Origin of the sequence: Solwaraspora sp. WMMD937 (assembly GCF_029581175.1) — a bacterium.
Classification (GTDB): Bacteria; Actinomycetota; Actinomycetes; order Mycobacteriales; family Micromonosporaceae; genus Micromonospora_E.
This window is the reverse complement of the sequence record NZ_CP120738.1, coordinates 5,696,575-5,712,154: the sequence shown is the minus strand read 5'-3', so window position 1 is coordinate 5,712,154 and position 15,580 is coordinate 5,696,575. Positions and strand designations below refer to the sequence as shown.

Here is a 15,580-nt window from a genome sequence, read left to right as displayed (position 1 = left end):
CGCCCCCCGCCTGGACCGGCGGGTGTGCGCGGGTCGGAGCGCGTCGTTTGAGTTCGACTTTCTTGTGCGTGTTCTTGTTCTGTCCCGTTCGTGACCGGTCATCGACCCGGTGTGGTCTGGTGTCCGGTTCATTCCCCTCGGAACGGAGATTCTGTTATGAACACGATTTTCCGTAAGTCTGCTCTGTCGGTTGCTGGTGTGTTGACCGCTGGTGGTGTGGTGGCTGCTCCTGCGGTGGCGGCGCAGGCGGCTGGTCCGGGTGCCGCCGATGGTGGTGCGCGTGAGGTGGCGGTGCAGTACGAGGCGCAGCCGAATTTCTACTACTGCGGGCCGGCGGCGACGCGGATCGCGTTGACGGCGCAGGGTCATGCTCCGTCGCAGGATGAGGTGGCGGGCAAGTTGGGGACGACCGAGGCCGGTACGGATTCGGCGGAGGAGACGACCCGGGTGCTGAACGAGGTGACCGGTGGCGACGAGTACGAGACGGTGTCGATCGGTGCGGCCGCTGCGAGGCCGGAGCATGTGGAGAAGTTGAAGGCGGATGTGCGTGAGGCGGTGGACGACGACCGGGCCGTGGTGGCGAACATCATGGGTACGGCGTCGGATGTCGACGGGGTGGCGCATTCGTATGAGGGTGGGCATTACCTGACGGTGACGGGTTACCGCGATGGTGGTGACACGGTGAAGATCGCTGACCCGTACTACGAGGGCCAGGAGTACTGGATGGATCTTGAGGTGCTGGCGGACTGGACCGCCAAGCGCGGCTACTCCGCCTGACCGATGACAGGTGCGCTGGCCGGGTTCCCGTACGGGAACCCGGCCAGCGGCATGTCGGGGGACCGGCCCTACCGTTGCAGCCGGACCGGTTCGCCGGGTCCGCTGCGGCGGACGAGCCAGGCTTCGGTGATGTGCGTGAACATCGCCGCTGCGGCGCCTTCCGGGTCGTGCGCGGCGATGCGTTCGTAGATCCGCCGGTGGCTGCGGTTGGATGCCACGCAGAACTGGTGGTCCGGGACTGGAAATGCAGCGACCTGCCGTACGACGGTGGCATCGGCTACGGGGTGGCGAAGCGGACGACGGTGGGGCGGCTGACCCGGCGGCAGTACGTGGCAGGTCAGGACGGCATGCCGCTGGGCGGTGCCCCGCCGGGCCCACCGCCGGCCGGTCCACCACCGCCGGGAGCGGCGCCGCCACCGGTCGGTGCCGTCGTGGTGTCGACCGGCACGGCCAGCGCCGCCGCGTAGCCGGCCGAGACGTCACCCGTCACCGTGGCCAGCTGGCTCGCCCCGCCGTCGTCGCCGAAGACGTTGTCGGTGTCGAGGCTGAGCTGGGCGAGGTTGGTGACCGATGAGTCGTAGGCGGGTTCGGCGTACACGGTGTCGCAGACGTCCTGGGGGAGGGCGACCTGGGAGGTGGCGATGGCGTTGCCTGCGTCGGTGATGCTGGCCTCGTCGGGGTAGACCTCGAAGTGGATGTGTGGCCAGCGGCCGGTGTAGCAGCCGGGGAAGACGGTGGCGAAGGTGACCTTGCCGTCGGCGTCGGTGATCTGAACGCCGCGCAGGTAGTTCTGGTCGGTGACGCCTTCGGAGTACATGGAGTAGCGGCCTTCGCGGTCGCAGTGCCAGACGTAGACGGCGACGCCGACGAACGGAACGCCGCCGTTGGCCAAGTCGGTGACGGTCAGCTCCAGGGTCAGCGGCACCCCTTCGGCCGTACCGCTGGACTCGCCGAAGCTGGAGCGGATGTCGCTGCGGACGACGCCGCTCTTCTCGAGGACGTCGGGCCCGTTGGAGCCGTCACCGGGGTACGGCCCGGCGGTCTCGTCCGGGATCTCGCCGGTCGCCGCGGCGGCCGCGGCCGCCGCCGAGGTGCCGCCGCTGGCGCCCGTGTTCGCGCTGCAGGCGGCGAGGCCGATGGTCGCGGCCCCCAGGCCGAACGCCCGCAGCACCTGCCGGCGACCCAGCAGGGTGCCGAGGTCGAAGCCGAGGCCCTGGTCGACAATTTCCTCGTCGGGACGGGCCAGCGGACGTCCCTGGTAGCGCGGGGTGGTGTCCCGGCGGGAGTCGCGTCGCATCCGTTTCTCCGTTCGTCAAGAGGGCTCACTGTCGGGTGTCGTGCGGATCTGCGACCAACCCTCACCGCCGTTGCCCGCAGCCCGCTGGATCCCAGCTGGAAGTTGGCTGTGCCAGTCGGTACGCCAGGATGGGGAACGTGACGACGATGCCGGTACGGGACAGGGTCGAGGCGACGCTGCGGGCGTGGGACGGCTACGAGCGCCGACGTGGTGCCACCCCGGTGATCGACTACGACTGCGCGCCGCTCGACCCGGCCGCCCCACCGCCCACCCCCGCGACCAGCCGGTTCGCCGTACTGGCCGGACTGACCGCCGTCGCCGACGAACTGACTGCCGTCGCCGACGAGCCGGACTGCCGGGCCGACGAGCCGGACTGCCGGGCCGACGACCGGCTGCGGGCCCGGGTCGACGCGGACATCACCTACCTGCGGGCCATGCTCGGCGAGCGGCTGCCGCTGACCGACTACATCCGGCGGACCCAGGGCTGCGGTGCGGCGGGCTGGCCGGACGACCACCTCGCGGCGGTCGGCGACCGGGCCCGCGCGAGCCTGGCCGACCTCGGCGTCGACTGGAACGACGGGCTCCCCGGTCAACTGGCCCGTGCCGAAGGGATCCTGCGCCGCCAGGACGTCCCGGACGCCATCGAGCAGGCGGTGGCCGAGCTGGAACCCCTCGTACGCGCGGCGACCGGCACCGCCGCGCCGTACCAGTTGACAATCGAACGGGTCGACGTCGACGCCTACTGGTCGTACTGGCTGGACGGGGCCGGCTCCGCCGCCCGGCTGCGGCTGAACCGGCAGCGCGCCGAGTTCACCGAGACGCAGGCCCGGGTGTTCGCGCTGCACGAGGTGCTCGGCCACGCTCTACAGTCGGCCAGCTGGTACGCCCAATGGTCGACCGTGGACGAAGGTGCGGTACGCCTGCTGTCGGTGCACACGGACACCCAGGTGCTGCTGGAAGGCTTGGCGCAGGCGCTGCCGCTGTTCGTCACCGGCGACGACGCGGCGGCGGTGGCACGGGTGCGGGTGACGCACTACACCCAACTGGTCCGGGCCGGGCTGCACCGGGCGGTCGACGACGGCGTGCCGGTCGCCGACTGCGTGGCGTGGGCCCGGCAGCGGGTGCCGTTCTGGTCCGACGAGGAGATCGGCGACGCGCTGACCGACCGCGGCGTCGACCCGCAACTGCGGTCGTACCTGTGGGCGTACCCGGCCGGCGTCGACTGGTTCGTGGCGCTCGCCGACCGGGGCGACCCGCAGAGCCGTGCGGCGGTGCTGCGGGCCGCGTACCAGGGCCCGCTGGCCCCGGCCGACCTGGCGGCGCTCTGGCCGACCGGACCGACCATCGGCGGACCCGGTGCCGACAGCTGACCCAACAGCGCGGATCAGTGTGGACGGTACGTCCCGACGTGTCCCGGTGCGGGTAGGGTGCGACCGTGACGAAGCGCAAGGGCGGTCGGGACGGACAGCGGACGCAGGACCACCAGGATGGACAGCGGCGCAAGCGGATCGCCCTGCTGACCGGCGGTGCCGGGCTGGTCGTCGTCGTGGCGGTGCTGCTGACGGTGGTGCTGTGGCCGGACGATCCCGAGGAGCCCCGCGCCCGTGAGTACCGTGACGTCACCGCCTGCCTGCTCACCGGATCCGCCGGGGTGACCGACCCGGCCGCCGCACCGGTCTGGGCCGGCATGCAGGACGCCTCGTTGCAGACCCGGGCCAGGGTGCAGTTCCTCGAAGTCAACGGGCCGCAGACCGCCGACAACGCCGCCGGATACCTCGCCAGCCTGGCCGGCAGCCAGTGTCAGCTGGTCCTGGCCGTCGGCGAGGCGCCGACCGCCGCGACGGCCGGGGACGCCACCCGTTACCCGCAGGTCGACTTCGTACTCGTCGCCGAGGGCCAGCCGGCGGGCGACGCCGGCAACGTGACCGTGGTGTCAGACGCCGATCCGGCCGCTGTCCAGCAGCGGGTACGCGACTTGGTCGCCGCAGCGGTCGGTGACCCGGCCGACGACTGAGCCCGGGATGAAATCGCCGAGGGTTGATCTAAGTCAACCCTCCGTACGGACGCTTGTGCGCTCCGCTCATGTCGTCGGAGACTGTCCGATGTCGGCGTGATCGACGTCGGACAGTCTTTGTACACGGGGGAGGGCGGCCATGCGCCGTGCCATCAGTCGTGCGTCCCGCCGGATCGCGACCCTGACGCTGCTGCTCTTCGGGCTGACCGTGGTGGTGCCGGCCGGTGCCGTACCGCCCGACTCCTGGCCGACGTCGTGGCTGTGGTCGTGGGCGGTCAACCGTCCGTTGTGGTCGGCAGCGGCAGCCGCCCTCGGCGCGCCGGTGATGGCCGGCCCGGCACCGTTCACCGGCGAGCACCACGTGCCGGCCGGGGAGACCACCGCGGCCGGCGGCGCGGGCCGCCGTGTCAGCCAGGCAGCCGACACACTGCCGCCGTACCAGCCGCACGACCCGACGGCACCGACCACCCCGACCGGTGTCGCCGAGCCCGGATTCGACGCGGCGACCAGCCGCCGGGACGCCGACGAGGCCACCGCCCGCACCGACGTCTACGACAACGCCGACGGTTCCACGACGGTGCGCACCTACAGCCGACCGGTCAACTACCGGGCCGCCGACGGTAGCTGGCGCCCGATCGACACCGACCTGGTCGAGCGCCGCGACGGGCGGCTGCACATGCGGGCCAACAGCCTGCAGGTGAGCGTCGCCGGCAGCACCGGCGACACCGACCTCGGGGTGCTGGCACTGCCCGACGGAAAGCGGGTCGCCTACGAACTCGACGGTGCCGCCGACGTCGCCGCCGAGACCGACGGCAACACCGCCACCTACCGGGACATCCTGCCGGACACCGACCTGGAGTTGATCACTTTCGACGCCGGGCTCAAGGAGACCTTGATCCTGCACTCACCGCAGGCCCCGTCGACCTGGATGTTCCCGCTCGACCTGACCGGGCTGACGCCCCGGCTCACCGCAGAAGGCTGGGTGGAGCTGGTCGACGCCGACGGCACCGCCCGGGTCTGGTTCCCGCGCGGGTTCATGGAGGACAGCAACGTCGACCCCCAGTCCGGCGCGCCGGCCCAGTCGCCCGACGTCGACTTCGAGCTGGTCGACCAGCCCGGCGGCGGCCAGGCGCTGAAGGTCACCGCCGACCGGGCCTGGCTGGACGACCCGGCCCGGGTCTACCCCGTCCGGGTGGACCCGACCGCCACCACCGGCACCACCGGCGACGTGTACGTCGACAGCGACAACCAGACCACCAACCACAACGGTGACAACCTGCCGGTCGGCACCTACGACGGCGGCGGCGTCAAGGCCCGCTCGTTCATCCACTTCGACGAGTTCGACGACGACGGGTTCATCGGCAAGCGGATCACCGCCGCCAAACTGAAGCTCTACCTGACCTGGGCCTACAGCTGCTCCGAGCATCGGGCCTTCTCCGTGCACCGGGTCAACCAGGCGTGGACGGTGGCGAACCTGTCCACCGCCAGCCACCCCGGCCCGGCGATCTCCAGCTCGATCGGCTCGCTGACCGTCACCGACAACTATCCGTCCTGCCAGAACACCTCCGGCGACCGCAGTGTCGGCAAGTGGGTGACCGTGCCGCTGAACGTCGCCACCTTCAACGACTGGTCCACCGGCGGGACCAACCACGGACTGGCGCTGACCGCCTCGGAGACCGATTCCAACGGCTGGAAGCGGTTCACCTCGGCCAACTACGGCGGCGGCGCCTACAAGCCGTATGTCGAGCTGACCTACACCGACAACGTCGCGCCGCAGGTCAACGTCCGCTACCCGGCGAACAACGCGGTGACTCCGACGCTGACCCCGGAACTGCTGGTCCGGTCCAAGGACCCGGACGCCTGGCCCAACCAGGGGCTGCGCCACCAGTACGTCGTCTACGACAGCACCGGCACCACCGTGGTGGCCAACTCCGGCTGGGTGACGAGCCCGTCGTGGCGGGTACCGACCGGCACTCTGGCCTGGAACAAGACCTACCTCTACACGGTCCGGGTGCACGACCAGGTGAGCTACAGCGCCGTATACCCGGCGTACGCGTTCACCACCGGCGTGCCGCAACCCACCCTGGCCGGCAACCTCAGCCAGAACGCCGGCAAAGGATACGACCCGGGCATCGGCAACTACACCACCTCGGCGACTGACGCGACGGTCGCCACCGTCGGCCCGTCACTGAGCATCACCCGCAGCTACAACAGCCTGGACACCCGGCGTACGTCGGCGTTCGGCACCGGCTGGTCGAGCCTGCTCGACGTGCGGGCCACCGCTGTGCCGGACGCCACCGGCAGCGTCCAGTCGGTGCTGGTCACCTATCCGACCGGGCAGGACATCGCGTTCGGCCGCAACGCCGACGGCACGTTCACCGCACCGTCCGGCCGGTTCGCCACCTTCGCCGAGACCCGCAGCGGCACCACCCTGACCGGCTACACGCTGACCGACAAGGACGCCTCCGTCTACACGTTCGGGCAGTCCGCCGGCGGCGGCGTGTTCCGGCTGACCGCGGTCACCGACGCCAACGGCCGCACCCTGACCGTCGACTACACGGGCGGGCTGGCCAGCCGGATCACCAGCGCCGCCGGCCGGTCGCTGTGGCTGACCTGGGACACCCCGACCGGGTCGGCCCACCCGCACGTCACCACCGTCGCCACCGACCCGGCCGATCCGGGCATCCCGGCCAGCGCCGAAACCTGGCAGTACGGGTACGGTCCGGACGACACCCTGACGCGGGTCTGCCCGCCGACCGGCCCGAGCGCCTGCCACGGCTACAGCCACACCACCATCTCCCCGTACGCCAACACGGTGCTGGACACCGGGCCGTACTCGTACTGGCCGCTGTCGGAGCCGTCTGCGGCAACGGTGGCCCGCAGCGCGGTGCTCACCAACGCCGGCATCGACAACGCCCGGTACGCCGCAGTGACCCTCGGCCAGCCGGCTGCCCGCCCCGGCTCGACCGCCACCGTCGCCGCCTTCGACGGCACCTCGTCGTACCTGCAGCTGCCGGGCGACCTGGTCGCCGACGGCCAGTACCAGACGGTCAGCATGTGGTTCCGCACCACCGCCGTCAACGGCGTGCTGTTCGGCTACAGCGCCGCGCCGGTCACCGCCGGCACCACACCCACCACCTACGTGCCGGCGCTGTACGTCGGCAGCGACGGCAAGCTGCGCGGCCAGTTCTGGCAGGGCAACGCCGCCGCCGCGATCACCACCGCCGCGCCGGTCAACGACGGCGACTGGCACCACGTGGCGCTCGCCGGGGCCGGCAGCACGCAGACCCTCTACCTCGACGGCGTCGCCCAGGGCAGCCTCGGCGGCATCATCATGCAGCTGCCCGACAACGCCGACAACATCCACGTCGGCGCCGGCTTCATCGGCGGCAACTGGCCCGGCCACCAGAACAGCGGGGTCAGCCCGGCGGCGGCCAGCTACTTCTCCGGCTCGATCTCCGACGTGGCGTTCCACAACCAGGCGTTGCCGGCGGCCACCGTCGCCGCCCTGCACGCCGCCGGCACCCGTACCCATCCGGTGCTGTCGACGGTGACCCGGCCGACCGGCGGCGTCACCGCGCAGGTCACCTACCAGGGCACCACCGGCCGGGTCGCCACCGTCACCGACGAGAACGGCGGCGTCTGGACGATGGGCACCCCGACCGTCGCCGGCAGCGCCGACGTGTACGCCGCGTCGGTGCTCGGCGCCAAACCGGCCGACTACTGGCGTCTCGGCGAGGTGGCGGTGACCGAGGCGGTCAACCAGGTCGACGGTGGCGTCGCCACCTACAACCAGGTGACCCTCGGCGCGGACGGCCCGTTCGCCGGTGCCACCGCCGCCTCCTTCAACGGCACCAGCTCGTACGTCGAGTTGCCACCGGAACGCATCGGCGGCACCGATCCGGCGTCGGTGTCGATGTGGTTCCGGATGCCCACCGGCGGCACCTCCAGCGGTGTTCTCTACAGCTTCCAGACCAACTCGATCACCAGCGGTCTCGTCGCCAACGAGCGGATTCCCGCGCTGTACGTCGGCGCCGACGGCAAACTGCGCGGCAAGTGGTGCTGGTGCGGCAACACCCATCCGCCGATCACCACCACCGGCAGTGTCCGTGACGGCAACTGGCACCACGTCGCGATGACCCTGTCCGCCAACACCCAGCGGCTCTACCTCGACGGGAACCTCGTCGGCACGCTCAACTACGGCGGCCAGACCACCCCGGCCGCCTACGCGTACCTCGGTACCGGCTTCACCCCGAGCACCTGGCCGTCGACCTCCGGGGACATCAGCTACTTTCCGGGGCAGATCGCCGAAGCGGCGTTCTTCACCAGCGAGCTCAGCCAGGCGCAGGTCACCGCCCACTACGCGGCGTCGCAGCAGACCGCCCCGGTCGCCGTCACGATGATCTCGGGGGTGGCCACCGCGATCCCGATGCCGGTGTCCCAGGTCGCCGTCACCGGCCCCACCGGCGAGACCGTCTCCTACAGCTACGACCTGGTCAACGGCGGCCGGCCGGTGGCGCAGACCGACGCGCTCGGCAACGTCACCAAGTTCGGCTACGACGTCGGCGGCTACAACAGCCTGGTCTACGACCCGCGCGGAGTGTGGACGCAGACGTTCCAGGACGTGCGCGGCAACACCAAGCAGAGCGTCAGCTGCCAGGACCAGTCAGCCGACAAGTGCTCGTCGGTGTACTACACCTACTACCCGGACGCGACGACCACGACGCTGACCCCGGACGCCCGCAACGACCTGCTGCTCACCGTCCGCGACGGACGGTCGGCGTCGGAGACCGACGACACCTACCGTACGTCGTACGGCTACGACACCAGCGGCAACCAGACCACCATCACCGACCCGCTGGGCCGGGTCACCACCACCGGCTACACCGACGGCACCAGCACCGCCGCGTACGGCGGTGGGATCGCCCCGGCCGGCCTGCCGACCCGGGTCACCACCCCGGGCGGCGCGGTGCAGACCGTCGACTACTACGCCAACGGCGACGTCGCCCAGGTCACCGACCCGAGCGGCAAGATCGACCGGTTCACGTACGACGGGTTGGGTCGCACCCTGACCGAGACGGAGCTCAGCGACACCTTCCCGGCCGGGCTGACGACCACCTACACCTACGACGCGGCCGGGCGGGTGGCGACCGAGACCGGGCCGGCGGTCACCAACCGGGTCACCGGCGCGGTGCACACCGCCCGCACCACCTACACCTACGACGACGACGGCAACGTGCTCACCGAGACCGTCGCCGACCTGACCGGCGGCGACGCGTCGCGCACCGAGCAGCACACCTACAACCAGTACGGCCAGCAGGCCACCTCCACCACCCCGGGCGGCACGGTCACCACCCTCGGCTACGACCCGTACGGCCGGGTGGTCACCGAGACCGACCACGACGGCGGCGTCACCACCAACACGTACGACGCCGAAGGCAACCTGCTGACCACGACGGTGGTCGGCTTCACCGGCGACCCGGACGACCCGCAGCCCGCCACCGACGTGCTGATCTCGGCGAAGTCGTACGACCCGGCCGGGCGGCTGGCCGCCGAGACCGACCCGATGGGCTGGACCACCGAGTACACGTACACCGACAACGGGCTGATCGCCGACGTCACCCGCACCGACGGCAGTTCGTCGTTCGTCGTCGAGTCGAACGAGTACGACGCGGCCGGCAACCTGGTCCGCGAGGTCACCGACGACGGCGCGACCGTCGTCACGTACGCGTACGACGCCGCCGGCCGGCAGACGTCGACCACCGTCGACCCGGACGGGCTGAAACGCACCACCCACTACGGCTACGACGCCGACGACAACGTGGTCACCGAACGGCAGACCGACGCCGGCGGTGCCACGGTCGGCTTCAGCGAAACCCTGTACGACCCGGCCGGCGAGGTGCTCGCCGAGACCGAGTACCCGTCGATCGCCGACCCCACCCCGGTGCTGCGCTGGCGGCTCGACGAGACCGCCGGGGTCGCCGCCGCCGACTCCGCCGGTAACAGCCCCGGCACGGCCGTCCCCGGCATGTGGTGGACCACCGGCAACGGCGGAGCCGCCGGATTCAACGGCATCAGCTCGGTCATCGAAAGCGACGGCCCGGTCATCGACACCGGACGCAGCTTCACCGTGGCCGCCTGGGTGTACCTGACCGACAAGGGTGACCTGCGCAAGGCGGTCGCCGCCAACGGTGAGCAGCAGACCCCGTTCGACCTGGCCTACGACAAGGCCGCCGACCGTTGGCGGCTGCGGACCAGCACCCTCGACGCGCCGGACGTGACGCAACCGGTCACCGTCGTGTCCACCAGCACCCCGGCGCTGAACACCTGGACCCACCTGGCCGGGACGTACGACGCGGCCACCGGCACCATCAGCATCTACGTCGACGGCACCCTGGAAGGCAGCCAGGGCGGCGCGAAACCGTTCACCGCCCGCGGCACGTTCGTCGTCGGCGCCGGCATGTGGAACGGATCCCGGGGCAACTTCTGGCCCGGTGAGATCAGCGACGTGCAGGCGTACCAGAAGGCGCTCAGCCCGACCGAGGTCGCTGCCGTGCACGGCGGCACCGCACCGGCGGCCGACGCCCACGTGGTGCGGGAGAGCTACCAGGTCGACGACAACGGCGAGGTCGTCGCGGCCACCGACGCCAACGGCGACACCACGTACATCACCTATGACGAGGGCGGCAACGCGGTCAAGACCACCGCCCCGGCGGCGTACGCCCAGTCGGTCGACAGCCCGTCGCCGGTGCTGGCCAACGCCGCCTCCTGGGTCGGCTACAACACCTTCGACGAGGTCACCGACACCCTCGACCCGTCCGGCAACTGGTCGGTGACCAGCTACGACGCCGACGGCCGGGTGGCCGGTGAGCAGCTGCCGGCGTACACCCCGCCGGGGTCGGCCACCCCGGTCACCCCGGAGATCACCTACAGCTACGACGCGTCGGGGCAGGTGGCCTCGGTCACCGACCCGTTCAACGAGACCACCGAGTACACCTACGACCAGCTGGGCCGGCTGACCAAGGTGGTCACCCCGAACGACGGCACCACCCGGTACGCGTACAACCTGGCCGGGGACCTGCTGACCACCACCGACCCGACCGGCGCGGTGGCCAGATCCACCTACGACTACCTGGGCCGGCAGGAGACCAGCACGGACGTGGTCCGGCAGACCGGCACCAACCACACCACCACGTACAGCTACGGCCCGGGGGGCCGGCTCGCCCAGGTGACCGACCCGACCGGGGTGACCACCGCCGCGACGTACAACGCGGTCGGGCAGCCGCTGACCGTCACCGACGGGGCCGGCAACACCACCGAGTACACCTACGACGGTGCCGGCCGGATGACCCGGACCACCCTGCCCGACGACAGCTACAGCAACACCCACTACGACCTGACCGGCCGGGTCCTGGCCACCGAAATGTACGACGCGGCCGGCGTGCAGCTGGTGCGGGAGACCACCAGCTACGACCGGGCCGGCAACGTGACCGCCGCGACCGACGGGCGCGGCACCACCGCCACCTTCGAGTACGACGCCACCGGTGCGCTCACGAAGCACACCCAGCCGATCTCCGGCTCCGACGACATCGTCACCACGTTCGGCTACGACCTGTCCGGCAACCGGACCCGGTTCACCGACGGGCGCGGCAACGCCTTCTGGACCGGGTACAACCCGTGGCATCTGCCGGAGAAGCAGATCGAGCCGTCGACCACCGCGCACCCGGCGGCGGCCGACCGGACGTTCAGCGTCGCCTACGACGCCGCCGGCCGACCGGTGACCCAGTTCCTGCCCGGCGGGGTGACGATCAGCAGCGAGTACGACGAGATGGGCCAGCTGCTGCGTCAGGAAGGCTCCGGCGCGGAGGCAACCACCGTCGACCGGGTCTTCGACTACGACCTCGGCGGCCGGATGACCGAGTTCTCCGGCGGCGGTGGCACCAACACGATCAGCTACGACGACCGGGACCTGCCGCTGTCGATCAGCGGCCCGGTCGGCAACTCGACGTTCACGTACAACGGCAGCGGGCAGCTGGCCAGCCGGCAGGACGCGGCCGGCACCACCAGCTACGGCTACGACACCGCCGGGCGGCTGGCCAGCCTGACCAACCCGACCGCCGGCGTGACGATGGGCTACGCGTACAACAACCTGTCCCAGGTCTCGCAGATCACCTACGGCGGCACCGGCAACCGTCGGGAGTTCACCTTCGACGACCTGCACCGGCTCACCGGCGACACGTTGAAAACCTCCGGTGGTACGCAGATCGCGGCGATCGGCTACGGCTGGGACGAAAACGACAACCTGACCTCGAAGACGACCACCGGGTTCGGTGGTGCCGCCGTCACGAACACCTACAGCTACGACCTGGCCGACCGGTTGACGTCGTGGAACAACGGTTCGGCGACCGTGGTGTACGCGTACGACAAGGCCGGTAACCGGGTGCAGAACGGCGCCAAGCTGTTCAGCTACGACCAGCGGAACCGGCTGCTGACCGCCGACGGGACGGCGTACACGTACACCGCCCGTGGCACCCTCGCCGCCGCCGGCACGGTCGCCACGACCGCCGACGCGTTCGGTCAGGTGCACAGCCAGCAGACCGGCGGTGGTGGGCCGGCGCGTACGTACGACTATGACGGGTTGGGTCGGGCGGTGCGGCCGGGGTTCGCGTACACCGGGGTCGGTAACGACCTGGCGGCGGATGACACGGCGACGTATGTGCGGGGGCCGTCGGGTGAGGTGGTGGCCGGGACGGCGGGTGGGACGCAGCGGTTGGTGTGGACGGATCTGCACACCGACGTGGTGGGTCAGTTCACGACGACCGGGACGACCCTGGCCGGGGCGACGACGTACGACCCGTTGGGCAAGGTCCTCGCCAGTACCGGGATGGTCGGGAGTCTGGGTTACCAGTCGGAGTGGACCGACGCGGTGACGTCGCGGGTGAACATGCACGCCCGCTGGTACAACACCGACACCGGGCAGTTCGACACCCGCGACTCGGCCGCCAACAGCCCGGTGCCGGACTCGATCGCGGCGAACCGCTACCAGTACGGCGATGGCACGCCGTTGACGACGATCGACCCGACCGGGCACTGGGGCAACCCGTTGAAGGCGGCGGCGAAGCTGGCGTCGAAGGCGACGTCGAAGGTGTCCAGCGTCACCCGCCGGGCGGTGTCCAGCGTGTCGAGTTACGGCAGCGCCGCCTACCAGAAGGCGAAGAAGGTCACGAAGACCGCGGCGAGGAAGGTCACCACCGCCGCGAAGAAGAAGGTCAACCAGGTCAAGGCCAAGGCCGCGAAGGTCAAGAACAAGGTCAAGAAGACGTACGCCAAGGCGAAGAAGACGGTCAAGAAGAAGGTCAACCAGGCGAAGAAGTACGTGGCGAAGAAGGTCGCCAAGGCGAAACAGAAGGTGAAACAGAAGGTCGCCCAGGTGAAGCAGGCGGCGAAGAAGGTCGCGGCGAAGGCGACCCGGGTGGTGAAGAAGACCGTCAGCGTGGTGAAGGATGCGGCGAACGCCACCAAGAAGTGGGTGGTGGAGCACAAGGACACCATCCTGGAGGTCGCCGCGATCGCCGGCGCGGTCGTGGCCGGGTTGGCGTGTACGGCGGTGACCGCCGGTGCGGGCGCGGTGGCGTGCATGGTGGGTGCGGGTGCGTTGATCAACCTGGCGAAGGATGTGGCGCAGGGCGACATCCACTCCGTCGGTGACGCGCTCGGTTCGCTCGGTACGGGGGCGATCATGGGCCTGGCCGGTGGTGCCGGTGGGGCGATCGCGGCGAAGGTCGGTACGGCGATCGCCGCGAAGGCCGGCTCGGGGGTTACCGCCCGGTTGGCCAGTGACGCGGTGGAGAACGGCATCTCCGATGTCATCTCCCAGGCCGCCACCACCGGACGGGTCGACCTCAGAGCCGCCGCCCTCGGGTCGGTGCCGGGACTCAACCTGATCGGCCGCAAGGGCGGCGGTGCAGGCCCCGCGCGCGCTCCACCGGGACGCGGCGGCAGCACCGCCGGTCCGTCCGCCTCAAGTGGTCGTGGCGGGTCGGGTCCGGGATGCCGTACGCACAGCTTCGCCCCCGACACCCGGGTGCTGATGGCCGACGGCACCACCCGCCCCATCGCCGACATCAACGTCGGCGACCAGGTCATAGCGACCGACCCGGTGTCCGGCACATCGCTGCCGAAACCCGTCACCCAACTGCACCGCAACACCGACCGCGAACTCACCGACGTACGGGTCCGCACCAGCGACGGCACCTCCACCGTGGTGGAGACGACACCGAACCACCCCTTCTGGGACGACAACCGGCAGGCATGGGTCAACGCCGGCGACCTCAAGCCGGGTGCCAAGCTGCGGGTGGCGGGTCGCGGCGAGGTCACGGTGGTGTCGGTCCAGACACGCCGCGACCAACGGGAGATGCGCGACCTGACAGTCGCCCACACCCACACGTATCATGTACTTGCCGGCGACACGCCGGTTCTTGTACACAACTGCAACAACGCAGTTCTCGGCATTAACGAACATGGTGAGAAGTTGGCGAGCCAGCTGAGGGGCGAAGGTCTGAGTAACGTAAGAACCTTCAATGATCCGGGCTTGAAGCCGGTTGATCCCGAAAGTGGCATGGCTGGCTGGCAGATGGCTGTGAAGGATGCTATCAGGGATGAGGATACGACGATCCATGTCGCACTTGACGGTATGGATGGCGCTACGCATTCAGAAAGATTCATGAATGCCTATAATGCCGGCAGAGGTGGCAATTTTGGTGCTACTGACTGGGAAATGGCTCAGCTTGGTCTAGCTGTTCGACGAGAAGTCAGGACTTGGAGTAGCATCAAGTTTTATTACGCCGGCGCGCGAGTGGACCTTGCGAAACCCAATTGGTAGGGATCTAATGGAAGTTTTGTTCGAGTCTTCTCGCCAATTCAAGCTGTGGCGCTACTCCGTGAGTCATAAGGTTCTGCTTCTGCGTAGTTCGCGCGACGAGGATAATTCAACCAGGATCGACGTCCTTTTTCAGCAGGTGGCTCGCATGCAGCTCGATACAGTTTTCGAGAGCCTGACGATTGGCAGGGCTAATGGAGGCGAGCGGTCAGAAATTGAATCGCAAGCTGGCCGCGAATTTCCTGGAGGGACTGAGTTGTTCATTGTTGGAGGTGAACTCGCCAACTATGTGCTCTCTGGTCCTCTCGCGTGGCATGAGGATGAGGGAACGTATCGAGATCCTTCGTTCTTTGAGAAGATTCTGTTGCTGTAGTTCGCTAAATGATGATCTGTCCTCTGCCGTTAGGAAAAGTTTGTGCCCGGTAGGTGTGGACGGATTTCATTTCACAATATACATGAACGACGAGGGCTCTTTTCTTGCTGGTCGCGACGCATCGGTATTTCGCTATGCTGAATCGGTTCAAGGATTGCTGAGGGCTATGTTTGATGGGTCTCGCCCCACGAAGATTGCCGATTGGGTGATTGACTAGAATCTGGTTGCGGCCGCTACGGG

At 69.4% G+C, this 15,580-nt stretch carries 7 protein-coding genes; 5 read left to right on the top strand and 2 right to left on the bottom strand.

The genetic code is table 11. From position 1 onward, the window contains the following. Positions 1-156: 156 nt before the first annotated feature. Positions 157-777, top strand: coding sequence for a C39 family peptidase (locus O7621_RS25120; protein ID WP_282231518.1), 621 nt, complete (start codon positions 157-159; stop codon positions 775-777). Positions 778-845: 68 nt separating this feature from the next. Here O7621_RS25120 and O7621_RS25115 read toward each other — a convergent pair whose 3' ends face one another. Together O7621_RS25115 and O7621_RS25110 are read right to left on the bottom strand one after the other, a co-directional pair. Then, positions 846-1,103, bottom strand: a complete 258-nt coding sequence (locus O7621_RS25115) for an FCD domain-containing protein (RefSeq protein WP_282234724.1) — start codon at positions 1,101-1,103, stop codon at positions 846-848. 11 nt (positions 1,104-1,114) lie between these two features. Further along, positions 1,115-2,074 carry an intradiol ring-cleavage dioxygenase gene (locus O7621_RS25110; RefSeq protein ID WP_282231517.1) on the bottom strand — a complete coding sequence of 320 codons (960 nt, stop codon included), beginning with the start codon at positions 2,072-2,074 and terminating at the stop codon, positions 1,115-1,117. 137 nt (positions 2,075-2,211) lie between these two features. Between O7621_RS25110 and O7621_RS25105 the strand changes: the two genes are divergently transcribed. The 4 genes from O7621_RS25105 to O7621_RS25080 all read left to right on the top strand — a co-directional run bounded on the left by O7621_RS25105 (position 2,212) and on the right by O7621_RS25080 (position 15,340). Next, entirely contained in the window at positions 2,212-3,444 is a 1,233-nt protein-coding gene (locus O7621_RS25105; RefSeq protein WP_282231516.1) for a hypothetical protein, read from the top strand. A gap of 65 nt (positions 3,445-3,509) precedes the next feature. Beyond that, positions 3,510-4,088 (top strand): hypothetical protein, encoded by a 579-nt coding sequence (locus O7621_RS25100; protein WP_282231515.1) that lies wholly within the window; start codon positions 3,510-3,512, stop codon positions 4,086-4,088. A 139-nt stretch (positions 4,089-4,227) separates the two neighbouring features. Further along, positions 4,228-14,970, top strand: coding sequence for a LamG-like jellyroll fold domain-containing protein (locus tag O7621_RS29260; protein WP_348775263.1), 10,743 nt, complete (start codon positions 4,228-4,230; stop codon positions 14,968-14,970). A gap of 7 nt (positions 14,971-14,977) precedes the next feature. Then, positions 14,978-15,340, top strand: a complete 363-nt coding sequence (locus O7621_RS25080; protein ID WP_282231514.1) for a hypothetical protein — start codon at positions 14,978-14,980, stop codon at positions 15,338-15,340. Positions 15,341-15,580: the final 240 nt, after the last annotated feature.